This window comes from Candidatus Pelagibacter bacterium nBUS_30, assembly GCF_051201245.1.
Classification (GTDB): Bacteria; Pseudomonadota; Alphaproteobacteria; order Pelagibacterales; family Pelagibacteraceae; genus Pelagibacter.
Genome location: NZ_CP172842.1, coordinates 619,426 through 644,866, shown reverse-complemented (window position 1 = coordinate 644,866; position 25,441 = coordinate 619,426). Strand labels below are relative to the sequence as shown.

Annotated in this window: 24 protein-coding genes and 2 tRNA genes; 20 read left to right on the top strand and 6 right to left on the bottom strand. The window is 27.5% G+C overall.

Going from position 1 to position 25,441, the window contains the following annotated elements; all coding sequences use genetic code 11:
* Nucleotides 1-34: 34 nt before the first annotated feature.
* Genes yajC through ACIJYE_RS03500 form a run of 4 tightly spaced genes read left to right on the top strand, consistent with a single transcriptional unit; the run spans nt 35 to nt 4,771 of the window.
* The gene (gene yajC, locus ACIJYE_RS03515) at nt 35-325 is read left to right on the top strand and encodes a preprotein translocase subunit YajC (RefSeq protein ID WP_435091217.1); all 291 of its coding nucleotides are present in this window, start codon (nt 35-37) and stop codon (nt 323-325) included.
* A 15-nt stretch (nt 326-340) separates the two neighbouring features.
* Entirely contained in the window at nt 341-1,894 is a 1,554-nt protein-coding gene (secD, locus tag ACIJYE_RS03510) for a protein translocase subunit SecD (RefSeq protein WP_435091216.1), read from the top strand.
* Nucleotides 1,894-2,784, top strand: coding sequence for a protein translocase subunit SecF (gene secF / locus ACIJYE_RS03505; RefSeq protein ID WP_435091215.1), 891 nt, complete (start codon nt 1,894-1,896; stop codon nt 2,782-2,784). Before secD ends, secF begins: the two co-directional genes overlap by 1 nt.
* 25 nt (nt 2,785-2,809) lie before the next feature.
* A complete protein-coding gene (locus ACIJYE_RS03500) occupies nt 2,810-4,771 on the top strand; it encodes an acetoacetate--CoA ligase (RefSeq protein ID WP_435091213.1) in 1,962 nt (653 codons plus the stop codon).
* Between the two features lie 34 nt (nt 4,772-4,805).
* On the opposite strand, the gene ACIJYE_RS03495 is transcribed toward ACIJYE_RS03500, so the two are convergent.
* Both ACIJYE_RS03495 and uvrA read right to left on the bottom strand, forming a co-directional pair.
* A complete protein-coding gene (locus ACIJYE_RS03495) occupies nt 4,806-5,408 on the bottom strand; it encodes a urate hydroxylase PuuD (RefSeq protein WP_435091212.1) in 603 nt (200 codons plus the stop codon).
* A gap of 55 nt (nt 5,409-5,463) precedes the next feature.
* On the bottom strand, nt 5,464-8,316 hold the full coding sequence (uvrA, locus tag ACIJYE_RS03490) for an excinuclease ABC subunit UvrA (protein WP_435091210.1): 2,853 nt from the start codon (nt 8,314-8,316) through the stop codon (nt 5,464-5,466).
* Between the two features lie 87 nt (nt 8,317-8,403).
* Between uvrA and ssb the strand changes: the two genes are divergently transcribed.
* The 6 genes from ssb to ACIJYE_RS03460 all read left to right on the top strand — a co-directional run bounded on the left by ssb (nt 8,404) and on the right by ACIJYE_RS03460 (nt 13,771).
* Nucleotides 8,404-8,856 (top strand): single-stranded DNA-binding protein, encoded by a 453-nt coding sequence (gene ssb / locus ACIJYE_RS03485; RefSeq protein WP_435091209.1) that lies wholly within the window; start codon nt 8,404-8,406, stop codon nt 8,854-8,856.
* A gap of 5 nt (nt 8,857-8,861) precedes the next feature.
* Nucleotides 8,862-11,441, top strand: a complete 2,580-nt coding sequence (gene gyrA / locus ACIJYE_RS03480) for a DNA gyrase subunit A (RefSeq protein WP_435091207.1) — start codon at nt 8,862-8,864, stop codon at nt 11,439-11,441.
* Nucleotides 11,441-11,935 carry a pantetheine-phosphate adenylyltransferase gene (gene coaD / locus ACIJYE_RS03475; RefSeq protein WP_435091206.1) on the top strand — a complete coding sequence of 165 codons (495 nt, stop codon included), beginning with the start codon at nt 11,441-11,443 and terminating at the stop codon, nt 11,933-11,935. Before gyrA ends, coaD begins: the two co-directional genes overlap by 1 nt.
* Nucleotides 11,928-12,488, top strand: coding sequence for a peptidylprolyl isomerase (locus ACIJYE_RS03470; protein ID WP_435091205.1), 561 nt, complete (start codon nt 11,928-11,930; stop codon nt 12,486-12,488). Before coaD ends, ACIJYE_RS03470 begins: the two co-directional genes overlap by 8 nt.
* A gap of 8 nt (nt 12,489-12,496) precedes the next feature.
* A complete protein-coding gene (gene tgt, locus ACIJYE_RS03465) occupies nt 12,497-13,609 on the top strand; it encodes a tRNA guanosine(34) transglycosylase Tgt (protein ID WP_435091204.1) in 1,113 nt (370 codons plus the stop codon).
* An 86-nt stretch (nt 13,610-13,695) separates the two neighbouring features.
* Nucleotides 13,696-13,771: transfer RNA gene (locus ACIJYE_RS03460), tRNA-Lys, on the top strand.
* Between the two features lie 10 nt (nt 13,772-13,781).
* On the opposite strand, the gene ACIJYE_RS03455 is transcribed toward ACIJYE_RS03460, so the two are convergent.
* Nucleotides 13,782-14,609 (bottom strand): M48 family metallopeptidase, encoded by an 828-nt coding sequence (locus ACIJYE_RS03455; RefSeq protein ID WP_435091202.1) that lies wholly within the window; start codon nt 14,607-14,609, stop codon nt 13,782-13,784.
* A gap of 113 nt (nt 14,610-14,722) precedes the next feature.
* Here ACIJYE_RS03455 and ACIJYE_RS03450 point away from each other — a divergent pair, with 113 nt between their 5' ends.
* Nucleotides 14,723-15,340, top strand: a complete 618-nt coding sequence (locus ACIJYE_RS03450) for a DUF502 domain-containing protein (protein WP_435091200.1) — start codon at nt 14,723-14,725, stop codon at nt 15,338-15,340.
* On the opposite strand, the gene ACIJYE_RS03445 is transcribed toward ACIJYE_RS03450, so the two are convergent.
* A complete protein-coding gene (locus tag ACIJYE_RS03445; RefSeq protein ID WP_435091261.1) occupies nt 15,337-16,569 on the bottom strand; it encodes an ATP-dependent DNA helicase RecG in 1,233 nt (410 codons plus the stop codon). The two genes, ACIJYE_RS03450 and ACIJYE_RS03445, sit on opposite strands and share 4 nt — an antisense overlap.
* Nucleotides 16,570-16,622: 53 nt before the next feature.
* Nucleotides 16,623-17,387 carry an OB-fold nucleic acid binding domain-containing protein gene (locus ACIJYE_RS03440; protein WP_435091198.1) on the bottom strand — a complete coding sequence of 255 codons (765 nt, stop codon included), beginning with the start codon at nt 17,385-17,387 and terminating at the stop codon, nt 16,623-16,625.
* 24 nt (nt 17,388-17,411) lie between these two features.
* On the opposite strand from ACIJYE_RS03440, the gene ACIJYE_RS03435 reads away from it, so the two are divergent.
* Nucleotides 17,412-17,681: a succinate dehydrogenase assembly factor 2 gene (locus ACIJYE_RS03435; protein WP_435091197.1), complete on the top strand. Its 270-nt coding sequence runs from the start codon at nt 17,412-17,414 to the stop codon at nt 17,679-17,681.
* Here the strand turns inward: ACIJYE_RS03435 and ACIJYE_RS03430 are convergent.
* A tRNA-Ser gene (locus ACIJYE_RS03430) sits at nt 17,682-17,771 on the bottom strand.
* A gap of 87 nt (nt 17,772-17,858) precedes the next feature.
* Between ACIJYE_RS03430 and rarD the strand changes: the two genes are divergently transcribed.
* The 8 genes from rarD to ACIJYE_RS03390 are packed head-to-tail and all read left to right on the top strand — an operon-like array spanning nt 17,859 to nt 25,441.
* Nucleotides 17,859-18,737: an EamA family transporter RarD gene (rarD, locus tag ACIJYE_RS03425; protein WP_435091196.1), complete on the top strand. Its 879-nt coding sequence runs from the start codon at nt 17,859-17,861 to the stop codon at nt 18,735-18,737.
* The gene (locus ACIJYE_RS03420; RefSeq protein ID WP_435091195.1) at nt 18,724-19,725 is read left to right on the top strand and encodes a lytic murein transglycosylase; all 1,002 of its coding nucleotides are present in this window, start codon (nt 18,724-18,726) and stop codon (nt 19,723-19,725) included. The genes rarD and ACIJYE_RS03420 overlap by 14 nt, the downstream gene beginning before the upstream one ends.
* Nucleotides 19,715-20,476: a hypothetical protein gene (locus ACIJYE_RS03415; RefSeq protein ID WP_435091194.1), complete on the top strand. Its 762-nt coding sequence runs from the start codon at nt 19,715-19,717 to the stop codon at nt 20,474-20,476. The genes ACIJYE_RS03420 and ACIJYE_RS03415 overlap by 11 nt, the downstream gene beginning before the upstream one ends.
* Nucleotides 20,469-21,620, top strand: a complete 1,152-nt coding sequence (locus ACIJYE_RS03410) for a D-alanyl-D-alanine carboxypeptidase family protein (RefSeq protein ID WP_435091192.1) — start codon at nt 20,469-20,471, stop codon at nt 21,618-21,620. Before ACIJYE_RS03415 ends, ACIJYE_RS03410 begins: the two co-directional genes overlap by 8 nt.
* Nucleotides 21,613-22,227 (top strand): dTMP kinase, encoded by a 615-nt coding sequence (tmk, locus tag ACIJYE_RS03405; RefSeq protein ID WP_435091191.1) that lies wholly within the window; start codon nt 21,613-21,615, stop codon nt 22,225-22,227. Before ACIJYE_RS03410 ends, tmk begins: the two co-directional genes overlap by 8 nt.
* Nucleotides 22,224-23,153 (top strand): AAA family ATPase, encoded by a 930-nt coding sequence (locus tag ACIJYE_RS03400; protein ID WP_435091189.1) that lies wholly within the window; start codon nt 22,224-22,226, stop codon nt 23,151-23,153. Before tmk ends, ACIJYE_RS03400 begins: the two co-directional genes overlap by 4 nt.
* The gene (metG, locus tag ACIJYE_RS03395) at nt 23,146-24,687 is read left to right on the top strand and encodes a methionine--tRNA ligase (protein ID WP_435091187.1); all 1,542 of its coding nucleotides are present in this window, start codon (nt 23,146-23,148) and stop codon (nt 24,685-24,687) included. Before ACIJYE_RS03400 ends, metG begins: the two co-directional genes overlap by 8 nt.
* On the top strand, nt 24,680-25,441 hold the full coding sequence (locus tag ACIJYE_RS03390; RefSeq protein WP_435091186.1) for a TatD family hydrolase: 762 nt from the start codon (nt 24,680-24,682) through the stop codon (nt 25,439-25,441). Before metG ends, ACIJYE_RS03390 begins: the two co-directional genes overlap by 8 nt.

Genomic DNA, 25,441 nt, shown 5'->3' with positions numbered 1-25,441 from the left:
AGTATAATAATTCAGCTAATTTATAAGGAGATTTATGGAAGGTTCAGGAATAGGACAATTTATACCGTTAATTTTAATTTTTGTTATTTTTTATTTTTTCTTAATAAGACCTCAGCAAAAAAAAGTTAAAGAACATAAGGCAATGGTCGAAAATTTAAAAAGAGGGGATAAAGTTATTACCTCTGGTGGAATAACAGGAACTGTTGAGAGATTAATAGACAACGATAAAGTTGAGGTTGAGATTGCTGATAATGTTAAAGTTGAAATAGTTAAAGCTACTGGTATCCAAGGTCTGCTAAACGCTACTCAAGAAGTAAAAAAATAATTAATTTAAGATTAAGTGCTTTATTTTTCTAAGTTACGTATTTTATCAGTTACAATTTTTTCACTTTTATTTATCTTAATTGCATCATCTAATTTATTTAAAGTTGACGATAGTTTTTTTGATAAAAAAATTAATTTAGGATTAGATCTTCAGGGTGGGTCATATCTATTATTAGAAATTGATAATGCTCCTGTTATAGAACAGAAACTTCAAAATTTAACCACAACTATTAAAAATTATTTTAAAGATAAAAATATTAAGATTAGAAATATTAAAATTGAGAATCAAAATATTTTTTTCAATGTCGACGATCAAAGCAAACAATTAATTATTGATACATTTGCTGATGAAGATAGTGATATAAACCCTTATTATCCAAGATTTAAATCACATCAATTGGCACTTGAAGAGACTAGCCTTAACTTTAAAGTGAATTTTTCAAAACAAGGTTTAATTGCTCTTAAAACCTCATCTCAAGATCAAGCTATAGAAATTGTCAGAAGAAGAATTGATGAAGTTGGCACAAATGAACCAAACATTTTAAAAAGAGGTAATAATCGAATTTTAGTAGAGTTGCCTGGTTTAGATGACCCTATGAGAGTAAAATCACTTTTGGGAAAAACTGCTAATTTAACTTTTAGATTTGTAACTAATAATGAAAATGACAATTTTGGTGTTGAGAAATTAAAATATGAAGATGGAATTGAGGAAGCAACTGTAAGTAAGCGAATTATAATAAGTGGAGATAATCTTCTTGATGCTCAACCTCAAATGGATACTCAAAATAATCAAACAATAGTATCATTTTCACTTGATAGAGTAGGAGCTAAAAGATTTGGAAAGGCAACATCTACTGGTATTGGAAAACAACTCGCTATAGTTTTGGATGGTAAAATTATAAGTGCTCCAGTTATTAGAGATACAATTGCTAGTGGCTCAGGTCAAATAAGTGGTGGATTTACTTTTCAATCTGCAACAGATTTAGCGTTATTACTTAGATCAGGTGCTTTGCCAGCACCACTAAATATTATTGAAGAGAGAACTGTTGGTCCAGATTTAGGTCAAGACTTTATAAATGCTGGGATGATAGCTTTAGCAATAGGTTTTCTTTTGGTTATTTTATTCATGTTTGTTAAATATAAAGTTTTTGGTTTAATTACTAATATTACGTTAATTATAAATTTATTTATACTATTAGGTATTTTAACCTTATTTGAAGCAACCCTTACATTACCTGGAATAGCAGGAATAATATTAACTGTAGGTATGGCTGTTGATGCAAATGTTTTAATTTTTGAGAGAATTAAAGAAGAATTAAAAGATGAAAAAAATAATATTATAGCTTTTGACACAGGTTACACTAAATCAAGAACTGCTATAATTGACGCCAATATAACCACTTTACTTGCAGCTGTTATTCTTTTTTTTATGGGCTCAGGTCCTGTGAAAGGTTTTTCTGTTACTCTTGGTATTGGAATTTTTACAACTCTTTTCTCAGTTTATTTTATAGCAAGATTATTTACTAGCATTTACGTATCAAGGAATAAAGATAAGGAGAAATTGATTTAATGATTGCTTTTAATAAATTTTATAACCACTTTAATATTATTTCAACATTGTTAATAACTGTATCGCTAATTTTATTAATTTTTAAAGGTTTAAATTTTGGTATTGATTTTAAAGGTGGAACTTTAATTGAATTAAGATCAACTGACACTAAAATAAACGTTACAAGTTTAAGAGATAAGTTTAGTCAGATGAATTTAGGAGATATATCAGTTAAAAAATTTGGTAATGATACTGATTACCTTATCAAATTTGAGAATAAAGATAATAAAAAAAATATTATTGAAGAAATTAAAACAAATCTAGATAAATCATTTGATAATAATTTTAACTTTAGGAGAGTTGAAAATGTTGGTCCAAAAGTAAGTGCTGAATTATTAAAATCTGGTGTGATAGCAATCTCATTGTCTTTAGCAATAATGCTATTTTATATTTGGATTAGATTTGAATGGCAATTTAGTTTAGGTGCAATTTTAGCGTTATTTCATGATGTTATAGTTACATTAGGAGTGTTTTCTTTATTTAGTCTTGAAATAAACCTATCTATAATTGCTGCAGTATTAACTATAGTAGGGTATTCAATGAACGATACAGTTGTAATTTTTGACCGTGTTAGGGAAAATTTAAGAAAATATTCTGATATTAAAATTTTTGAATTAACGAACATTTCAATTAACGAAACTTTATCAAGAACAATAATAACCTCATTAACAACATTATTGGCTTTATTAGCCATTTATTTTTTTGGTGGTGAAATTTTAAAAGGTTTTTCTCTCGCGATGATACTTGGTGTGGTTTTTGGAACTTATTCTTCAATTTATATTGCAAATACAGTTTTGGTCAGATTTAAAGTTTCTCAAAAAACAGTTTTGAGAGAAGATGACCTAAAATAATGAATGTATTGGCAATGTTTCATGTATGAATAAAAAACTTTGGGAACCATCTAAAAACATAAAGAAAAGCTCAAATCTATTTAAATTTGAAAAGTTTATATCTAATAGATTTAAAAAAAAATTTAATACAAGTTTTGAAAAAATTCATAATTGGTCTATTAAAAATCCACAAAACTTTTGGGATAGTATTTGGGATTATTCAAATGTTAAAGGGATTAAACATAAAAATAAAATTAAAAAATCTTCAAAATTTTATAAGAATATTTTTTTACCAAATTCTAAATTAAATTTTTCTGAAAATTTACTCTCCAAAAAAACTGACGATAAGGCAATTACCTTTATTAGTGAAAATGGTTATCGTGAAATAAAGAATTGGAGAGAATTAAATAAAAATGTAAAAAAAGTTGCTAATTGTCTAAAAATTTTAAGGATTAAGTCTAAAGATAGAATAGCAGCTTATATGCCCAATACATCAGAAACAGTTGAGGCTTTTTTAGGTACTGTAGCCATAGGAGCAATATGGTCGTCATGTTCGCCTGATTTTGGAGTTAATGGAGTTGCTGAAAGATTTTCTCAAATAAAACCAAAAGTTTTGTTTGTTACAAATGAATATTTTTATAATGGAAAAAGAATCAATATTGCAGAGAGAATTCCTGAGATAATAAAAAAGATTCCATCAATTAAACATATAATTATTTCAAAATATCCAGGTCAACCAGAGATAAAAAAATTACCTAAATATAAGCTTGTCAAAGTTCATAATTGGAAAAAAATAATTGAGCAAAATGATCCAGAGTTAAGTTTTTCCAAATTTGATTTTGAACATGAATTAGCAATAGTTTATTCTAGTGGTACTACTGGTAAACCAAAATGTATTTGTCATAAAACAGGTGGAGTTTTGCTACAACATTTAAAAGAACATCAGCTTCATAGCGACATAAAAGAAAATGATAATGTTTTTTATTTTACAACATGTGGGTGGATGATGTGGAATTGGTTAATTTCAGTTTTAGCTTCAAAAGCATCTATTGTATTATTTGATGGTTTTCCAATGTTTAAAAGTGAAGACCTTCTTTTAAGAATGGCCGAAAATGAAAAGATAACATTATTTGGTGTAAGTGCCAAATATATTGATGCATTAAGAAAGACTAAGAAAAATTTTAAAAAATTATATAAATTTTCAAAACTAAAAACTATTTGCTCAACAGGCTCTCCCTTGTCAGAAGATAGTTTTAATTATGTATACAAAAATATAAAAAAAAATGTTCACTTGTCATCTATATCAGGTGGAACAGATATTGTTTCTTGTTTTGTTTTGGGAAATTTATACCAACCTGTTTATTCAGGTGAAATACAAAACAAAGGCTTAGGAATGGATATTCGTATTTTTAATGAAAAAGGAAAATCAATTTTAAATAAAAAAGGAGAACTTGTTTGTGTTAATCCTTTCCCCTCAATGCCATTAAAATTTTGGAACGATAAAAATGATAAAAAATTTAAAAAAGCTTATTTCAATAAATATAATGATACTTGGCATCATGGTGATTACGCAAAGATAACAAATAAAAAAGGATTTATAATTTTTGGTCGTTCTGATACAACGTTGAATCCTGGTGGTGTTCGTCTTGGTACAGCTGAAATTTATTCTGAAATTGAAAGATTTAAGGAAATAAAGGAGGCACTTGTTGTTGGACAATCCTGGGATAATGATGTTCGTATTATTTTATTTATAATTCTAGATCATAAATTTAAACTTTCAGACTATTTGTTAAAAAAAATTAAATTACAAATTAAAAAAAATGCTTCACCTAGACACGTTCCACATAAGATAATAAAAGTGAACGACATACCTAGAACTAAAAGTGGTAAAATTGTTGAATTAGCAGTAAAAGATATCATTGAAGGTAACAAAATCAAAAATAGAGAAGCCTTAGCCAATCCAGATTCATTAAAAGAATTTAAAAATATAAAGGAATTACAATTTTGATAATTATAAAATTGTTTTTTATAATAACTAAAAACTAGTAAAGGTTTTGAGCTGCTACCATGCTAAGCAACATCGGTAGAGAAAGCAAAGTGTTCGTTCTAGAAAATAACATTGCCGTTTTTGCTGATTTAGCTTTTAATTCAGGTTCACATTCTACTATTCCTAAAGCTCTTTTTTGATTTGGCCAAATAACAAACCAAACATTAAATGCCATAATAACACCAAGCCACATACCAATGCCAATTGCAGTATTTTTTGGGATACCTGATCCAATACTTAAAGTCATAGCATCATGAAGATAACCGTTTAATAAAGCCAAAATTAATCCAGATAAAACAGTAAAAGCTGCAGCCCATCTAAAATAGAATAATGCTGCTGGAGCAATTACTTTTCCTATAGCAGGCTTTTGTTCATCAGGGATTTTGCCCATATTTGGAATTTGAACAAAATTGAAGTACCAGAGTAAACCAATCCACATAATTGCAACGATCACATGAATATATCTGAACAACCAGCTCCAGAAAAGTGTGTCAAAAGCAAAACCACCATTTAAATAAAATAAACCTAAAAACAATAAAATTGCTAAAGCTAACGAAGCGTGAATTGTTTTAGATAATGATGATAATAAATTACTCATGATTCTTTTTTGTTATACACTAAATTAAAAATAATTTTAAGACTCTTTTAACAGTTTATTTTAATAATGGTTTTAAAAATTGGCCTGTATAACTACCTGCGACCTTACATACCTCTTCAGGCTTTCCTTCAGCAATAATATTGCCACCCTTTACGCCGCCTTCAGGACCCATATCAACAATATAATCAGCTGTTTTAATCACATCCAAATTATGCTCAATAACAACAACAGTGTTGCCTAGCTTAACAAAAGTATGAAGTATTTCTAATAATTTTTTTATATCATGTTGATGAAGTCCTGTAGTTGGTTCATCAAGTATATACATTGTTCGTCCAGTAGATCGCTTGGAAAGTTCTTTCGCAAGCTTTATCCTTTGCGCTTCACCACCTGAAAGTGTTGTCGCTTGTTGACCAATCTTTATATAACCTAGACCTACTTTTTTAAGAGTTAAAAGTTTAGTTTTAATGTTAGATATATTTTCAAAATATTCACAACCTTCGTCAACGGACATGTCCAAAACATCTGCAATGCTTTTATCCTTAAATTTAATTTCAAGAGTTTCTCTATTGTATCTTGTTCCCTTACACTCATCGCACTGAATGTAAACATCAGGTAAAAAATGCATCTCATATGTAATAACACCATCACCTTCACAAGCTTCACATCTTCCGCCTTTAACATTGAATGAAAATCTACCTGGTTTGTAACCTCTTGTTTTTGACTCGGGTAAACTAGTGAACCAATCTCTAATTGGCCCAAAAGCACCTGTATAAGTAGCTGGATTCGACCTTGGCGTTCTTCCTATAGGAGATTGATCTATATCAATAATTTTATCTATCAATTCAACACCCTTATAACTTTTAAATGCTTTAGGAACTTTTCTTGCCTTATTATTAAGCGTTAAATTTAAAGCATGATACAAAGTTTGTAATATTAATGTGGATTTACCACTTCCAGAAACTCCAGTTATACAAGTGAAACTACCTGTTGGAATTTTAAGATTAACATTATTAAGGTTATTTCCACTAGCTCCACTAATTTCCACAAACCTTCCATTTTTAGCTAACCGACGAGTTGTAGGAATTTCAATAATTTTTTTATTAGATAGATATTGGCCTGTAATACTATTTTTATTTTTTTTTATTTCATCATATGTTCCCTGTGCTGTTATTTCTCCACCGTTTGTCCCAGCTTCTGGACCCATATCAATAATGTGATCTGCATTTTCCATAGTTTCAGTGTCATGCTCCACAACAATTACAGTATTACCTAAATCTCGAAGTCTTTTAAGTGCATTAATAAGTTTTACATTATCTTTTTGATGTAAACCGATAGATGGTTCATCAAGAACATACAATACTCCAGTTAATCCTGATCCAATCTGTGAAGCTAATCTTATCCTTTGTGCCTCACCACCAGAAAGTGTTCCCGATTCTCTAGATAAAGTTAGATAATCTAATCCAACATTTAATAGAAAGTTTAGTCTTTCATTAATTTCTTTTAATACATGTTCAGCTATTTTAAATTGCCTTTTATCTAAATTTTTTTCTAAATTTTTGAACCATTTAGCTGAGTCTAAAATTGATTTTTTAGTAACTTGACTAATATTATGATTATCAATTTTAACACATAAAGCCTCTTCCTTAAGCCTATCTCCGTTGCAACCCTCACACGCAGAGTCAGATTGATATTCAGCTATAGCTTCTCTTTTCCATTCACTATCAGACTCTAAAAATCTTCTTTCAAGATTATTGATAACACCTTCAAAAGTTTTTTTATGAGAATATTTTTCATAACCATCATCATAATTAAATTTTATTTCTTCTTCATCAGAACCGTATAAAATTACATCTTTAATTTTTTTTGGAAGTTTTTTCCATTTATCATCTAATGAAAAACTATAATGTTTTGCAATAGATGCTAATGTTTGAGCATAATATAGAGTTGTAGATTTTGCCCAAGGTTCAATTGCACCATCAGCTATACTTTTTCTATCATCTGGTATAACTAAATTTGGATCAACATTTAGTTTAATTCCTATTCCTTCACATTCTTCGCATGCTCCATAAGGGCTATTAAAAGAGAAAAGTCTTGGTTCAATTTCTTCAATTGTAAAACCACTTTCGGGACAAGCAAATTTAGTTGAATATATTAATTTTTCAGTCTTTCTAAATTTTTGAGGTAACGTTTCATCTTCATATTCTACAAAAATTAATCCATTAGATAAATTAACTGCAGTTTCAACACTTTCAGCTAATCTATTTCCTAGCTGTGAATTTAAAACAATTCTATCAACAAGGACAGAAATATCATGCTTAAGTTTTTTATCTAAATTAGGTGATTTTTCAATGTCATACAAAACGTTGTCTATTTTAATTTTTCTAAAACCTCTTCTTTTATAACTAAGAATATCTTTTTTATATTCACCTTTACGACCTCTAACTACAGGAGCATAAATATAAATTGTTGATTTTTTGGGCAACTTTTTGATTAAATCAACTATTTGAGTAATTGTTTGTGAAGTAATAGCTTTACCTGTAAATGGAGAATAAGGTATGCCTGCTCTTGCAAATAGAACCCTCATATAGTCATAAATTTCTGTTACAGTTGCAACAGTTGATCTTGGATTTTTTGATGTATTTTTTTGCTCAATTGCTATAGCTGGACTTAAACCTTCTATAAGGTCTACATTTGGCTTTTTCATTTTGTCCAAAAACTGTCTAGCATATGCTGATAGACTTTCGACATATCTTCTTTGTCCCTCAGCATATATAGTATCGAAAGCTAACGATGATTTCCCTGAACCTGATAACCCAGTTATTACAACAAATTGATCTTTTGGGATTTCAACAGAGACATTCTTTAAATTGTGTTCTTTGGCACCCTTAATAACTATCTTTTTGATCATATTTTTTGTTGCTTTGAGTTAATAAAATTAATATTCACAAGAATTGTGATATAAATCTAATTAATAAATTTAACAAATATAAATATTATGGCTGGAAGTTTAAATAAAGTATTATTAATTGGTCGTTTGGGCGCAGACCCAGAGATCAAACAAATGGTGAATGGAAAAAGTGTAGCAAGACTAAGTTTAGCTACAAGTCAATCTTGGAAAGACAAAAATACAGGTGAAAAAAAAGAAAAAACTGAATGGCACCGTGTAGTTGTATTTAATGAAGGTCTGGTTAATGTTATTCAGCAATACCTTAAAAAAGGGGCTCAAATTTATGTTGAAGGTCAATTAACTACAAGAAAATGGAAAGATGAACAATCTGGACAAGACAAATATTCTACTGAAATTGTTCTTCAAGGTTACAATTCAACTTTGACAATGCTTGGTGGTGGAAACACCGGTGGTGGTATTCAAAATGACACCACTCAACAAAACAATACCGATGAATCATCTCAAGTGTCAAATGATATGGATGACGAAATTCCATTTTAATACTTATGCAAAAAACTGAAGCACCTAAAGATAATAATATAAAATTAATCTCAATGCATGATGAGATGAGCTCATCATATTTATCTTATGCTATGAGTGTTATTGTTAGTCGTGCTTTACCCGATGTAAGAGATGGTCTGAAACCAGTACACAGAAGAATTTTATACGCAATGTATAAAGGTGGTTACGATTGGTCAAAACAATTTAGAAAATCTGCAAGAATTGTTGGTGATGTAATTGGTAAATATCACCCACATGGTGATCAATCTGTTTATGATGCTTTGGTTAGAATGGTTCAGGATTTTTCAATGAGTTTGCCATTGGTGCAAGGCCAAGGAAATTTTGGATCAATTGATGGAGATCCTGCAGCAGCCATGAGATATACCGAAACAAGACTTTCAAAAGTTTCTCAATTTTTAATTGATGACATTGAAAAAAATACAGTTTCTTACAAAAGTAATTACGATGAAACAGAAAAAGAACCTACAGTTTTACCAGCACAATATCCAAATCTTTTAGTTAATGGAGCAGGTGGTATAGCTGTTGGTATGGCAACTAGTATTCCTCCCCATAATTTAGGTGAAATTATTGATGGGACTTTGGCTTTAATTGAAAACAAAGAAATAAAAATCAAAGAGTTGATGAAACATATTCCTGGCCCTGATTTTCCAACTGGTGGCGTTATTATTGGTAAAGATATAATTAAACAGGGCTATAATAATGGTAGAGGGTCATTTAAAATTAGAGGAGAAGTATCAGCGGAGTCTTTAAAAAATGGAAGAGACAGATTAGTAATCACGTCTATTCCATACCAAGTTAATAAATCAGTTTTAAACGAAAGAATTGCTCAATTAGTAAGAGAGAAAAAAATTGAAGGTATAAAAGATATTAGAGATGAGTCTAATAGAGAGGGTATAAGAGTAGCTATTGATTTAAGAAATGGTGTTGAACCAGAAACAATTAAAAGACAACTTTATAAGAATACCCAAATAGAAAGTTCTTTTGGATTTAACACATTAGCTATTGTTGAGGGAAAACCAAAAACTTGCAACCTCAAAGATTTTTTATCTAATTTCCTATCTTTTAGAGAAGATGTGGTTATAAAAAAAACCAAATTTGATCTAGCAAAAGCAGAAGAAAGAGCCCACATCCTATTAGGTTTATCTGTGTCAGTTGAAAATTTAGATAAAATTATAAAAATTATTCGTTCATCAAAAACTCCTGATGATGCAAAACAATCTATTTTGAAAACAAAATGGAAAATTAATAGAACTCAAAAATTAATTTCTCTAGTAGAAGGTAAAAAAAATAAAAATCTTTATTCACTATCTGAGCCACAGGTTGTAGCTATATTAGAGTTAAGGTTACAAAAACTAACAGCACTTGGAATTAATGAAATTGAAGTTGAAATTAAAAAACTTGCAGAGTTAATCACTAAATTTAAAAAAATTATATCTTCTAAAAAAGAACTTTTGAAAGTGATAAGTGAAGAATTAAAAAATATTAAGGAAAAATTTGCTGTTCCAAGAAGAACAAAGATAATAGATGCTGTATTAAATTATGATATTGAGGAAACAATTCAAAAACAATCAGTTATAATAACTGTTACTCTTCAGGGATATATTAAAAGAGGGTCATTAGATGGTGTTAAGCAACAAAAAAGAGGTGGTAAAGGCAAATCTGGTATTACCACAAGAGATCAAGACTCTGTAATACAAACTCTATCAGTAAACACACACACCTCTGTTCTCTTCTTCTCAACAGAAGGCTTGGTTTATAAAGTTAAAGCCTGGAAAATTCCAGAAGGCTCAACAACTTCAAAAGGCAAATCTTTATTTAATATTTTACCGTTAAAAAACCACCAATCTATAAGCTCTATTATGCCAATTCCTGAAAATGAAACTGAGTCTAAAGATTATCAAATAGTTTTTGCTACAGCACAAGGTAAAGTTAGAAAAAATAGTTTAGAAGACTTTTTGTCTATAAATGCTTCAGGTAAAATTGCTATGAAACTAGACAATAATGATAAAATTGTCGGTGTTAAAATTTGTCAAGATGATCAAGATGTTATTTTAAGCACTAAATTTGGAAAGTGCATTAGATTTGAATCAAAAAAATTAAGAGTATTTAAAGGAAGATCTTCCAAAGGAATTAAGGGAATAGAGTTAGTATCTAATGATCAAATAGTATCTTTGTCTGTTATTGATAATGATAAAACTAAAAAAAATGGCAAAAAGTCTAAAGATGAAAAATCTGAAATTAAAGCTAAAGAAAAATATGTTTTAGCAATAAGTGAAAATGGATTTGGAAAAAAGACATCTCACAATGATTACAGGGTAACTAATCGAGGAGGTAAAGGTATAATTGGAATTGTTAATTCACCTAGAAATGGGAATATTACATCATCATTTCCTGTTTATGAAGGTGATGAAATCTTAATATCTACAAACAAAGGAAGAGTAATAAGAGTGGCTGTAAAAGAAATTAGGACTGCTGGAAGAAACACTCAAGGTGTAAGAATTATTAAATTATCTGGAGAAGAAAAGGTAGTTTCTGCAATAAAAATTGATGATAATTTAATATAATGAATAAAGTTGCTATTTATCCAGGTACATTTGATCCTATTACTTATGGTCATATTGATGTAATTAAAAAAGCTCTAAAGCTATTTGATAAAATTGTTGTTGGTGTGTCAAATGTCAGTAATAAAAACTACCTATTCAGCACAGAAGAAAGAATAGATATTGTCAATAAAGCTTTATTCAAAGATCTTAAACTTAATAAAAAAAAAATTTTAGTAGTTTCATTTAGCTCACTTACAACAGATTTATGTAAAAAATATAAATCAAATATAATTCTTAGAGGCTTGAGGGCTGTATCTGACTTTGAGTATGAATTTCAATTAGCTGGGATGAATAGAAAGCTAAATAATAATATTGAAACAATATTTTTAATGTCTGATGTTGAAAATCAAATAATTTCTTCTAGATTTGTAAAAGAAATTGTCAAATTAAATGGAGACATAAAAAAATTTACTACCAAAAGTACAATTAAATCTCTAAAAGAGAAATATGAATAAATTTTTAGTATTATTATTAGTTTCATTTTTTTTAATTACCAATCAATCAATAGCACAGGAGAATATAATGATTTTAAAATTAAAAGACGGCGATGTAAAAATTGAATTATTTGAAGACGTTGCTCCAAACCATGTTAAAAGAATCAAAGAATTAGCAGATAGTGGCAAATATGATAATGTAGTTTTTCATAGAGTTATTGATGGTTTTATGGCTCAAACAGGTGATGTAAAATTTGGTAATTCAGACAGTAGTGAATTTGATTTAAGAAGAGCTGGTATGGGTGGTTCAGATTTACCTGATTTAAAACAAGAATTTAGTAGTGTACCACACGATAGAGGAACTTTATCAATGGCAAGATCATCAGATCCTGACAGTGCAAATAGTCAATTTTTTATTTGTTTTAAAGCAGCACCTTTTCTAGATAGACAGTACACAGTTTTTGGGAAAGTTTTAGAAGGCATGGATCTTGTAGATAAGATTAAAAGAGGTGATGATAGCAATAATGGTGCTGTATCTGATCCTGATAAAATTATTAGTTTTAAATCATTATAATTTTATAAATGGCAATGAAAAATTTTGCCTTTAAAGTTTTAAATGAAGATAATTTTGCAAGATCAGGTTTAATAGAGACTCATAGAGGTAAAATTAATACTCCAGCTTTTATGCCAGTCGGCACTCAAGCTACAGTTAAAGCTTGTACAATAGACGATATCAAAAAAACTGGATCAGAAATAATTTTATCTAACACTTATCATTTAATGATCAGACCGGGTGTAGAAAGAATCCAGTCAGCAGGTGGATTGCACAATTTTATGAACTGTGACCTTCCCATTCTAACTGACTCAGGAGGTTTTCAAGTAATGTCGCTATCAAAACTTAATAAAATTGATAGAGAAAAAGGTGCAATATTTAACTCCCATGTTGATGGAAAAAAGTTTTTTTTAAGCCCAGAGGAAAGTATAAGAATTCAACTAGGCCTTAACTCTGACATTGTAATGATTATGGATGAATGTCCTAAAAATTCAAATGACTATAATCTGATTAAAAAATCAATGGATCTATCATTATATTGGGCAGAAAGATCAAAAAAAGTTTTTGGCAATAATCCTCACAAAGCTTTATTTGGCATAGTGCAAGGAGGACTTTTTAAAGACTTAAGAATTAAATCATTAAATGAACTAATCAATATTGGCTTTGATGGATATGCTATGGGTGGGTTAGCAGTAGGGGAGTCTCAAAAAGAAATGTTCACTGTGTTGGATGATATTAAAGAATTTTTACCACCAGAAAAACCACATTACTTAATGGGTGTAGGTACACCATCAGATATCTTAGGTGCTGTTAAAAGAGGTATAGATATGTTTGATTGTGTTTTACCGACTAGATCTGGAAGAACTGGTCTAGCTTTTACTTGGAAAGGACGAATTAATATCAAAAATAATAAATATAAAACTGATAATACACCATTAGATCAAAATTGTAGAAATCTGAATTTGAATAAATATTCAAAAAATTATTTAAATCATTTATTTAATACAAATGAAATATTAGCGTCAATGTTACTAACATTGCATAATATTAATTTTTATCAGGAATTAATGTTTTCAATTAGAAAAAATATTAATGAAGGCACTTTTAACGAATTTCATGATAAATACATAGATAAGTTGTAACTAGTATCTAATTTTTAGTTCAAATTGACGTTTGAAAAATTATAATAATTCTGTATATAACAACTGTTCATGTTTGAATAATTTGTGGGCCCTTAGCTCAGTTGGTAGAGCAATTCCCTTTTAAGGAATGGGTCGATGGTTCGAGTCCATCAGGGCTCACCATTATTTATATTTAGCTTAATCTTATTGGTGGATAATCTAAAATCACTTCATTCATCCATTCATTTAATTTTTTTATTCTATTATCAGATGAAGGATGTGTGCTCATAAATTCTGGTGGCTCTTTTCCTTTGTTTAATTTTTTCATTCGCTCCCAGATCTTTACTGTTTCTCTTATATCGTAACCAGATAAAGATGAAAAAATCATTCCAAGATAATCTGCTTCACTTTCTTGTTTTCTTGTAAATGGGTTCATTATTCCAAGTTGAGATAAAAGGCCAACTGTATTCATGCCAGTTGTTCTATTAACTTGAGATAATTTTCCACCACTAAATATATCAATTAACTGTGTGCCTGTGTTTAGTAAAGTCGCTCTACTTGCTCTTTCTATAGAATGTTTTGCAACAGCATGAGCAACTTCGTGCCCCATTACAGCAGCTAACCCGTTAGTATTTTTTGTAGCCTCAAGTATTCCAGAGTATATTGCGATTTTTCCACCTGGCATACACCAAGCATTTCTAACTTTTTTTTTATCAATTAATATATATTCCCAATTAAAATTCTTAGTAGGGTCATCTAAATTTTCTTTATCAAAATATTCAGAAATAGAATCTTCCATTTTTTTTCCAATTTCTTTTATTTCATCAAGTGTTTTTTTGTCATCACTCATTTTTTCTTTCTCTTTAATTTTTTCATAAATAAGAGCAGCCTGAGCATTTAACTTTGATTCTGAAACTATTTTAAGCTGTTTTCTGTCTGTGATTGGTGCGGTGGTACAAGATGGTAACACGAACCCACAACACCCACACCCAACATATGATAAAAATTTTCTTCTATTCATTCGTGTATATAATTGTTAATATCATTAAATTATGAATCTTAATAATAAAATTTTAGTTGTTTTGTTTATTATAGCAATAGTCTTTGTTATTTATTCAAGCTTTAATTAATCTTATGTCCAAACACTTTAAACGAAAATCTTTATCATTAACTCTTAGAAATTACTTCATTACTGGTGTGGTTGTTTTAATTCCAATAGGTTTTACTCTATACTTAAGTAAAATTTTAATTGGTATATCTTCAAAAATAATTCCAAAAAATATCAACCCTAATAACTACTTAGCATTTGATATACCAGGTATTGAAATCATTGTTTCTATAATTTTAATAACTATTGTTGGTGGACTTTCTTTATCTTTTTTCGGTAGAAGAATTTTAAAATTAATTGACGATCTTTTTAAAAGAATACCATTTTTAAGAACAGTTTATTCAGCTATCGTTCAAATGACAGAAACTTTTTCCAAATCAGATAGTGATAGAAAAAGTGTGGTTCTTGTTGAATATCCAAGAAAAGATGTTTGGGCGGTTGGATTTGCTACTAAGGAGAATAGGGGTGAGATGGCTAAAAAAACTAATAAAAAATTAATTAATGTTTTTGTTCCAACAACACCCAACCCAACTAGCGGTTTCTTACTAATGTTTCCAGTTGATGATGTTATATATTTAAATATGACTTTTGAAGAGGCGTCAAAATTTATTGTTTCAGCAGGCACATCTGATAAGCAATCTTAAGCTATATCGTTAATAATATCTGCTCTATCATATAATTTTACTAGTGGTTTAAATTTACTTATATCTTCATTTGATTTTTCAATTCTTCTAATTTCTTTCTCTGCTAATAAAAATAAATCACTATTGTGGATAGGATCTGCTAATTTAAAATTTTTTATACCACTTTGTTTAAAACCTAGAATATCACCAAAACCTCTAATCTTCATATCTTCCTCAGAAATATGAAAACCGTCATTAGACTCCTTTAGAATATTTATTCTTTTTTTTGCATTTTCACTTAAATTAGATTTAAACATGAGTATACATGTTGAGTCTTTATTGCCTCTTCCAACACGACCTCTCAACTGATGTAACTGTGATAATCCAAATTTATTAGCATTTTCTATTATTATTACATTAGCATTTGGAAAATCAATTCCAACTTCAATTATTGTTGTTGAAACTAGAATTTTAAATTCTTTTTTTAAAAAACTATTTAATATAATTTCTTTTTCTTCAATATCAGTTTTACCATGTAGTAAAGATACTTGATTAGGAAAAAGTTTTTGAAGGTATTCAAATTTTTTGACTGCAGATGAATGATCTAATTTCTTAGACTCTTCAATTAGCGGGCAAACCCAAAATATTTGATTTCCAGCTTTAATTTCTTTTTTAATAAACTTAATTATATCGTTAATTTTACTTTCCAGTTTACTATAAGTTTTAATAGGTTTTCTTAATTTTGGTTTTTCAGCAATAATTGAAAGATCCATATCTCCATACATGGTCATAGTTAAGGTTCTAGGAATTGGAGTTGCTGTCATTAATAAGATATCACAGTTATTGCCACCTTTATCAGATAATCTCTTTCTTTGATTAACTCCAAATTTGTGCTGTTCATCAATAATGATTAAACCAAGATTTTTATAATTTACTTTTTTTTGAAAAATCGCATGTGTTCCAAAAATTATATCAATTTCATTTGTTGATAATTTATTCAAAATATCTTTTTTAGTTTTATAATCTGATTTACCTGAAATTAATTGAATATTTAGGTTTTTTGGAAATATTTTTCTTGCAAGATTATAATGCTGTCTTGCTAAAATTTCAGTTGGTGCCATTACAGCTACTTGAAAACCAGATATTACAGTATTGAATGCTGCTAATAGAGAGACTATTGTTTTTCCACTACCAACATCACCCTGTAACAATCTAAACATTTTTTTTGATGAACATAAATCTTTATTTATTTCATTTAATGTTTTTTTTTGATCATCAGTAAGAGAAAAATCTAATTTATTAATTAAGTGTTTTTGTTTTTTTTCGTCAAAAAACTTATTTTTTTTTTTATTTTCTTAATCTTTTTTCTTATTTCAGAATTTACTAAGAATGTAGAAAAGATTTCATCAAATGCTAAACGTTGATAAAAATTTTTTTTATAATTTCCGATATTTTCAGGATCATGTAATTTTTTTATAGAGTCATTCCAATTAATATTATCAAATTTGTTTAGAATTTCGTTAGAATGCCATTCATTTAAAATTGGTAATTTATCAATTATTTGGTTTATAATCCTGTTATATAGTTTTTCCGAAATTCCCTCCGTTAAAGCATATGTATTGTGTTTTTGTTTAATTAGCGATGAGTCTTCTGATATATATTTAGGATTGGTAAGTTGGTATTTGTTTCTAAAAAATCCAATCTTACCACTTATGGTCACTTCTTTCCCTAAGGGTAAAATTTTTCTAACATATCCTTCATAGCTATTAAAAAAAATACAATCAATGTCTCCAGTTTCATCAGAACATAAAACTCTATTAGGTAAATTTCTTACTCTAGGAAATGAATATTTTTTGACTGTTATAGTGATAGTTTGATTTTCACCAATTTTTAGATCTTTAATTTTTGATGATAGACTTCTATCAGTATAAGATTTTGGTAATTTCCATAATAAATCAAAAACATTATTGATTTTTTTTTTCTTTAATAAATTTGTTGTTTTGATACCAACACCTTTTAGTGAAGTTAAGTCTGACAGCAAGTATTTATAATTACTTTTATTATCCATTAACAAGTATTATATATTCTAATAATGATACTCAATATAGAGCAATTAAAAAAAAAAATTATTTATCGTTCTAATTACCGCGGTACGAAAGAAATGGATAAATTATTAGGCGCTTTTACAAAAAGATATATTGATGAATTAAACAATGAAGATCTTGCTGATTTAGAAAAGTTACTAGATATTGACGATACTAATCTTTATAATTTTTTTAATGGTTTGGAGACAGATTATAAATTTCTTAATAATAAAATTAATCTTATGTTTAAAAATTTTAATTACAGTGGTTGTAAATAGTGGCGGAGAGACTGAGATTCGAACTCAGGAAAGAGTTGCCCCTTTGCCGGTTTTCAAGACCGGTGCATTCAACCACTCTGCCATCTCTCCGTTGAAAAGGTTTTATTATTAAAATTATTTAATTCAACCATAAAATGGTCTAATAAAAGCTAATAAAAATTTAAAACCTTACTTGATATGAATAAAGAGTTTAATAAAGGTCTACTGTTAGCTGGTTTAGGTTCTTTTTGGTGGGGTTTTTTTGGTGTTTTATATTTTAAGTACATTACTTATATAGGGCATGTTGAACTTGTTGTGCATCGTTGTTTGTGGACTACATTTACCTTAATTGTAACAACCTTTCTTTTTTCAAAATGGCATATTTTTTTTGAGATTATTAAAAATAAAAAATATTTAGTTTATTTATTTTTTTCTGGTTTTTTAATTTTTATTAATTGGGCAGTATGGATTTACGCAATTACAACTAATAGAATAATTGATGCAAGTTTTGGTTATTTTATGATGCCAATATTAAGTGTTTTGCTTGGCTATATTTTTTTTAAAGAGCAGCTAAATAAAAAAAGAATTTTTTCAATTATACTAGTCGCAATTTCAATCATATATTTAATATTAGTAAGTTTTAAATCTTTACCTTGGGTTGGTTTAATAGTCGCTTTTAGTTGGGGTTTTTATAATTTATTAAGAAAAAAAATTAATGTAGATACTGATATAGGACTTTTAATTGAAAGTTTATATATCTTACCATTTGCTTTAGGCGCATTTTTTTTTATAACCAACAATGGTTATAACGACTTTCAATTATCCAACCCTCCTATGATGCTTTTTATTTTTCTTGCTGGGCCAATGACTGTAATTCCATTGTTTTTATATGTAAGGGGTGTTGAGTTGTGTGGGTTAGGTCCTACAGGTATGATCTTTTATATAACACCTACATTGCAGTTTTTATTAGGTTTTTTTTATTATGATGAACCTTTTTCAATTACCAAATTAGTTAGCTTTATTTTTATCTGGATTGCTGTAATTGTATATTTAAAGGATTTATATGAAACTAATTAAATATATTTTAATAATTCTAGTTTTTAGTTTTACCAATGCTTACCCTGATAATGAAATTAAATTTCAAAAATGGAAAAAAGATTTTAAAAAAGTTGCGTTACAAAATAATATTTCTGAAGAAGTATTCGATACAGTTCTTGCTAATATCAAATTTTTACCAAATGTTATAAAATACGACAGATATCAACCTGAATTTTATGAAGATACTAAAACCTACATTTCAAAAAGAACTTCATCTAAAAAAGTTCTATTTGGATTAAATTTTTATAAAAAAAATTTAGATTTAATTCATACGATAGAAAAAAAATATAATATTGAAAAAGAATTATTATTATCTTTAATGGGTATTGAGACTAATTTTGGGACTTATGTAGGTAAAATGGATATTTTGTCTTCATTAGCTACCTTAAGTTTTGATGAAAGAAGAGCTGAATTTTTTTCAAATGAATTATTAATCTTATTAAGATTAATTGAAACAAAAAAGATTGATTATAAAACACTTTATGGTTCTTGGGCAGGAGCTTTTGGTTTTTTTCAATTTATGCCATCCACAATGAAAAATTATGCAATTGATTATGACAAAAATAATTATATAGATCTTAAAAATAATAATGATGCTTATGCTTCAGCTGCAAATTACCTAAGTAAAATTGGCTGGAAAAAACAACAACCATGTTTTTACAAAATTAATTTATCAAAGAAAATTCCAAATAAATATTTAAATGTTTCAGCAAAAAATCTTCATGACAAAAAAAAATTAGAGTATTTTAGAAAATATATTATAGATGACTCTGCTTTAGATGTTAAATTTGATAATATGGTTGTAGCAATAATTACTCCAGATAAAGATATTATTCCTGATGCTGAAAAATTAAACCCTGCATACATAGTTTTTGAAAATTACGAAATAATTTTAAAATGGAATAGATCATTAAGATTTTCATTAGCAGTTTGCACATTAAAAGATAAATTTGCTAATGAATTGTAAAAATTTAATCATTTTAATTTGGATTTTATTTTTAACAGGTTGTAACGAATCTAACTATAATGAAAAATCATTAAGTCGTACCTCAATATTAAAATACAAAAATTCTGGTTTTGCTCTAGTGTATGAAGATAGATTAAAGAAAGATAAGAAAATTTCAAAAAAAATTGATAATAGATCATTATCAATTTTTCATAAAACTTTAAAAAAGAATTCTTTTGTAAAAATCACAAACCCCTCGAATGGAAAAACAATTATTGCAGAAATAATCTCTAATAATGTTGTTTTTTCAGATTTCTATAATTCAGTTATTACACAGAGAATTGTTGACGAATTGTCACTTAACTTAAAAGAACCTTATATAGATTTAGTTTTAATTTCCCAAAACTCAACATTTATTGCAAAAAAAGCAAAAACTTTTGATGAAGAAAAAAAAGTTGCAGAAAAAGCACCTGTTGATGGAATAACTATTGATAATTTAGGTATCTCCATTAAGAAAAAAAATAAGATTAAAACTAGTAAATTTCTTTATTCAATAAAAGTTGCTGATTTTTATTATAAAGATTCTGCTAAGAATATGATCAATAGAATTAAGAAAGAAACCAATTTAAAGAATCCTCTTATAAAGAAATTATCGAAAACAAAATTTAGGGTACTATTAGGACCGTTTAATGATATAAAAAAACTAGAAGACTCATTTAATAAAATTAGAAAATTAAATTTTGAAAATTTAGAAATTATAAAAGATGTTTAAGAAAATATTTGTATCTGTTGTTTTAAGCCTTTGTAGTGTAGAATTTACTTTTGCTGATTTTGACGTTAAGGCACGTTCAGCAATTCTTCAAGACTACCATTCTGGTGAAATTCTTTATGAAAAGGATGCAGATAAATCTATTTATCCTGCATCTATGACCAAGATTATGACAGCAATTATTGCTTTTGATCTTATTAAATCGGGTGACATTAAATTAGATGAAAAATTTATCATTTCAGAAAAAGCATGGAGACTTTCTACCTCAGGATATTCTTCAATGTTTATTATGGTTGGAGATGAGGTAACTGTTGAAAATTTGTTGAAAGGAATAATTATTGCATCTGGTAATGATGCATGTGTTGCTTTGGCTGAGGGTATTGCTGGTACAGAAGAAGAGTTTGCCATCTTAATGACAGCAAAGGCAACAGAATTAGACATGGAAAATACAAATTTTGCAAATTCATCTGGAATTAATAACTCAGAAAATCATTCCACTGTGAGAGATATTTTAAAGATGTCTAAATATCTAATTAAAGAACATCCGGAATTTTATAAGTGGTTTGCAGAAAAAGAGTTTACGTGGGATAGAACTGGTGGAGACCCCATAACTCAAGGTAATAGAAATCCTTTATTATACAAAAACCTTGGTGCAGATGGCATTAAAACTGGATATCTTGCCGTTGAAAAATACTCTCTTGCTTCTTCAATAAATAGAAATGGTAGAAGACTTATAGCCGTTGGTAGTGGGTTTGAATCCAAAAACGCAAGATCAAGAGAAAGTTCAAAATTACTTACATACGGCTTAACTAATTATGATTTGGTGCATATAGTTAAAGCAAATACTCCTGATTATAAAATCGATGTTTGGCTCGGAAAACAAGATTTTGTTAATGCTTATAGTAATGAAGATATTTACAAAACAATTAAAAAAGCAAAAAAAAAATTATTAAAAGTTTATGTTAAATATGATGGTCCGATTGAGGCACCAATTAGCAAAGATGAAAAAATTGCTATATTAAAAGTAGTTTATGATGATGAGTTAGTTGGTGAATATGATTTATTGGCATCAGAAGAAATTAAAAAAGTAAACTTCTTATCAAGACTAATAAAATCCCTTAATTACCTGATTTGGGGTGATGTCTAAAAAACCAATTATTGTATTTGAAGGAATAGAAGGTAGTGGAAAAAGTCACCACATATCTGTTGTATCTAAATATTTAACAAAAAAAAAAATTACACACATAAAGATTAGAGAACCGGGTGGTAATGTCAGCTCTGAAAAAATAAGAAGACTTATTCTTAACAATAAATCTGATTTTAATAAAAATACTGATTTATTATTATATTTAGCTGCAAGAAGTGAAAATATAAATACCATAGAAAATTCATATAAGAAAAAGGTGGTACTTATTGATAGATTTACTGACTCAACTATTGCTTATCAACATTTTGGTATGGGAGTCGATATTAACTTAATTAAAATTTTAAATAAATTTTTACTAAAAAATATTAAAGTAGATTTTACATTTCTTAATCTAGTTAATAAACAAAATTTATATTCTAGATTAAAAAAGAGAAAATCGCTAAATAGATATGATAAATTTGATATGAGTTTTTATAACGAGGTTCAAAAAGGGTTTGTAAAAATATCCAATACTAATAAAAAAAAATACCAATTGGTTAATTCAAATTTAGATATTAAAAAAAATGAACAATTAATTTTGAATACTATTGATCAATTAATAAAATGAATATAGATCCTTCTAAGCAAACTAAGTTGTATGGACATGAGGATCATATAAATAGTTTACTAAAACTCTATAAAAAAGATTATTTACCCAATAAGATTCTTTTTTCTGGTGAAAAAGGTGTTGGTAAATCTACATTAGCCTATCATCTAATTAATCTTATTTTATCTAATGATGAGGTCGGTGTTTATGATTTAAAAAATTTTCAAATAAATTCAGAAAACAAATCTTTTAGATTAATTCAAAATAAATCAAATCCAAATTTTATTTTAGTCGATGTAAATCAAGAAAAAAAAAATATTGATATAGGCCAAATTAGAAATTTAATTTTAACTCTAAATAAATCATCCTTTAATACAAAACCTAGATTTGTATTAATAGATAATATTGAACTTTTGAATACAAATTCAATTAATGCTTTATTAAAAATACTAGAAGAGCCTAATGATAATATTAATTTTATACTGATAAATAATAATAAAAAAATTTTACCTACATTAAAATCTAGATGTTTAAATTTTAAAATTTCATTAACATTTGAGCAGTCTATAAGCATAACTAATAAATTACTAAACGAAAATTTAAATAATTTTTTAAATAAGGAATTTATAACTTACTATAGTACTCCAGGACAATTACTTAATATAATTAATTTTGCTAATATAAATAATATTGATTTAAAAAATTTAAACTTAAAAGATTTAATTTCTAAAATTATATTAGATAGAAAATATAAGAAAGATCTGTCAATTAAATATTTAATTTATTTATTAATAGAGCTTTATTTCAGAAATAATATATCTATTAAAAATATTGACTTGATTAATATGTATAATTACTTTTTAAAAAAAATTAATACTACTAAAATTTTTAATCTCGACGAGGAAGCTTTATTTATGGAATTTGAAGACAAAATATTTAATGAGTAAAAAATTTTATATAACTACACCCATTTATTATCCTTCTGCAAAACCTCATATGGGACATGCGTATTCTTCTATAATTGCAGATTTTTTTGCAAGATTTAAAAAAATTGATGGTTATGAAGTTCATTTCTTAACTGGTACAGATGAACATGGTTTAAAAATTCAGCGATCTGCAGAAAAGCAAAAAATTAAACCATTAGATTTTTGCAATCAAATAAGTCAAACATTCCGTGATCTATCTAAAACACTTAATTTAACTAATACAGATTTTATAAGAACAACAGAAGAAAGACATAAAGAAAGTGTCCAATATCTGTGGAATGAACTTGAAAAAAATGATGATATTTATTTATCAAAATATTCTGGCTGGTACTCAGTTTCAGATGAAGCTTTTTATTCAGAAGATGAAATAGAAGAGATTGATAGTAAAAAGAGATCTATTTCATCAAAATCATCAGTTGAATGGATTGAAGAAGAGTCTTATTTCTTTCGTTTATCTAAATGGCAAAAACCCCTGCTTGATTATTATGATTCTCATCCTAATTTTATATCTCCCGAGTCTAGAAAAAATGAAGTCGTAAGTTTTGTTAAAAGTGGATTAAAAGATTTGTCTGTAAGTAGAAAAAGTTTTTCTTGGGGTATAAAAGTTCCAAACAATAAAGATCATGTAATATATGTTTGGCTTGACGCACTTACCAACTATATCAGCGCATTAAATTATCCAAATACAAAAGATAAATTATTTGAAAAATTTTGGCCTGCATCTGTTCATTTAATAGGAAAAGACATTCTTAGATTTCATGCTGTATATTGGCCTGCATTCTTACTTGCAGCTAAAATTGAATTACCCTCTAAAGTCTATGGACATGGTTGGATTCTGTCAGATAATGAAAAAATGTCTAAGTCTAAAGGAAATATTTTAGATCCAATTGAAATAATTAACCAATATGGACTAGACCCCTTAAGATACTATTTAATAAAGGAAGTCTCATTTGGTAATGATGGCAATATATCTCAAGATAGATTGGAAGATTGTATAAATAGTGATTTAGCAAATAATTTTGGTAATTTATGTCAACGTGTTACAGCCTTTGCTATTAAAAATTGTAACAGCTTAATACCAAAAAAAATTGACTTTCAAGAAGATGATTTGGAAATTTTAGATAAATATAAAAACAATCTTGATATTATAAGGTCCAAGATAGACAGCCAGGACATAAATTTTTATATAGATTATATTATTAATTCATTATTTGAGGCTAATAAATATTTTAATGACCAAGAACCTTGGAAGAAAAAAGACAATAATATAAGATTAAATACTATAGTGTACACAACACTTGAAATTGTTAGAAAGATTAGTTTTTTACTATATCCAATTATTCCTGAGTCATCCTTAAAAGCTTTGAAAATATTTGATTTAAAAGAAAAAGATATAGATATATCTTCAATTAAAAAAAATGAATTTTTAACAAAAGGTAACAAGATCAATAAAATTGATATACTTTTTAAAAAGATAGAAAAAATAAATGATTGATTCACACTGTCATTTAGATCATGAGCCATTATTAAGCGATTTATCAAATGTTATTAAGCGTTCAAAAAATATTGGTATTAAAAAACTATTAACAATCTCTACAACACTTGAGAGTTTTGAAAGAATTAAAAAGATCATTAATATAGACGAAATGATTTATGGTACAATTGGTATCCATCCTCATGAAAGTGTTGATCAACAAATTACATCAGATTTTATTGTTGAAAAATTGAATCAAAATCCCAAAATTATCGGTATAGGCGAAACGGGCTTAGACTTTTTTTATAATAATAGCAAAAAAGATAAACAAATTTCAAGTTTCAAAAATCATATAGAGGCTTCAATTAAAGCAAATGTTCCAATTATTATTCACTCTAGAAATGCTGAGGATGAAACTTTTGATATCTTAAATAGTTATAAAGATAAAAATTTGAAAATTTTGATGCATTGTTTTACTGGTTCAAAAAAATTTGCTGAAAAACTTTTAACATTGAATTCTTTTTTTTCAGCTAGTGGAATAATAACTTTTAAAAATTCAATAGATTTACAAGAAACCTTTAAATTTTTACCTTTTGATAAAATTTTGATAGAAACTGATAGCCCTTATTTGGCACCTGTACCTAACAGAGGTAAAAAAAATGAACCATCCTTTATTGATTTTACAGCAACAAAATTGGCTGAAATTAAAGATTTAACCAAAACTGAACTTATTAAATTGACAACAAATAATTTTAATAAACTTTTTTTTAGTTAG

What these genes read in the sequence shown, in the direction of transcription:
- yajC (WP_435091217.1), top strand. Translation starts at nt 35, where the DNA reads ATGGAAGGTTCAGGAATAGGACAATTTATACCGTTAATTTTAATTTTT.
- secF (WP_435091215.1), top strand. Translation starts at nt 1,894, where the DNA reads ATGATTGCTTTTAATAAATTTTATAACCACTTTAATATTATTTCAACA.
- ACIJYE_RS03500 (WP_435091213.1), top strand. Translation starts at nt 2,810, where the DNA reads ATGAATAAAAAACTTTGGGAACCATCTAAAAACATAAAGAAAAGCTCA.
- ACIJYE_RS03495 (WP_435091212.1), bottom strand. Translation starts at nt 5,408, where the DNA reads ATGAGTAATTTATTATCATCATTATCTAAAACAATTCACGCTTCGTTA.
- uvrA (WP_435091210.1), bottom strand. Translation starts at nt 8,316, where the DNA reads ATGATCAAAAAGATAGTTATTAAGGGTGCCAAAGAACACAATTTAAAG.
- ssb (WP_435091209.1), top strand. Translation starts at nt 8,404, where the DNA reads ATGGCTGGAAGTTTAAATAAAGTATTATTAATTGGTCGTTTGGGCGCA.
- gyrA (WP_435091207.1), top strand. Translation starts at nt 8,862, where the DNA reads ATGCAAAAAACTGAAGCACCTAAAGATAATAATATAAAATTAATCTCA.
- coaD (WP_435091206.1), top strand. Translation starts at nt 11,441, where the DNA reads ATGAATAAAGTTGCTATTTATCCAGGTACATTTGATCCTATTACTTAT.
- ACIJYE_RS03470 (WP_435091205.1), top strand. Translation starts at nt 11,928, where the DNA reads ATGAATAAATTTTTAGTATTATTATTAGTTTCATTTTTTTTAATTACC.
- tgt (WP_435091204.1), top strand. Translation starts at nt 12,497, where the DNA reads ATGGCAATGAAAAATTTTGCCTTTAAAGTTTTAAATGAAGATAATTTT.
- ACIJYE_RS03455 (WP_435091202.1), bottom strand. Translation starts at nt 14,609, where the DNA reads ATGAATAGAAGAAAATTTTTATCATATGTTGGGTGTGGGTGTTGTGGG.
- ACIJYE_RS03450 (WP_435091200.1), top strand. Translation starts at nt 14,723, where the DNA reads ATGTCCAAACACTTTAAACGAAAATCTTTATCATTAACTCTTAGAAAT.
- ACIJYE_RS03440 (WP_435091198.1), bottom strand. Translation starts at nt 17,387, where the DNA reads ATGGATAATAAAAGTAATTATAAATACTTGCTGTCAGACTTAACTTCA.
- ACIJYE_RS03435 (WP_435091197.1), top strand. Translation starts at nt 17,412, where the DNA reads ATGATACTCAATATAGAGCAATTAAAAAAAAAAATTATTTATCGTTCT.
- rarD (WP_435091196.1), top strand. Translation starts at nt 17,859, where the DNA reads ATGAATAAAGAGTTTAATAAAGGTCTACTGTTAGCTGGTTTAGGTTCT.
- ACIJYE_RS03420 (WP_435091195.1), top strand. Translation starts at nt 18,724, where the DNA reads ATGAAACTAATTAAATATATTTTAATAATTCTAGTTTTTAGTTTTACC.
- ACIJYE_RS03415 (WP_435091194.1), top strand. Translation starts at nt 19,715, where the DNA reads ATGAATTGTAAAAATTTAATCATTTTAATTTGGATTTTATTTTTAACA.
- ACIJYE_RS03410 (WP_435091192.1), top strand. Translation starts at nt 20,469, where the DNA reads ATGTTTAAGAAAATATTTGTATCTGTTGTTTTAAGCCTTTGTAGTGTA.
- tmk (WP_435091191.1), top strand. Translation starts at nt 21,613, where the DNA reads ATGTCTAAAAAACCAATTATTGTATTTGAAGGAATAGAAGGTAGTGGA.
- ACIJYE_RS03400 (WP_435091189.1), top strand. Translation starts at nt 22,224, where the DNA reads ATGAATATAGATCCTTCTAAGCAAACTAAGTTGTATGGACATGAGGAT.
- metG (WP_435091187.1), top strand. Translation starts at nt 23,146, where the DNA reads ATGAGTAAAAAATTTTATATAACTACACCCATTTATTATCCTTCTGCA.
- ACIJYE_RS03390 (WP_435091186.1), top strand. Translation starts at nt 24,680, where the DNA reads ATGATTGATTCACACTGTCATTTAGATCATGAGCCATTATTAAGCGAT.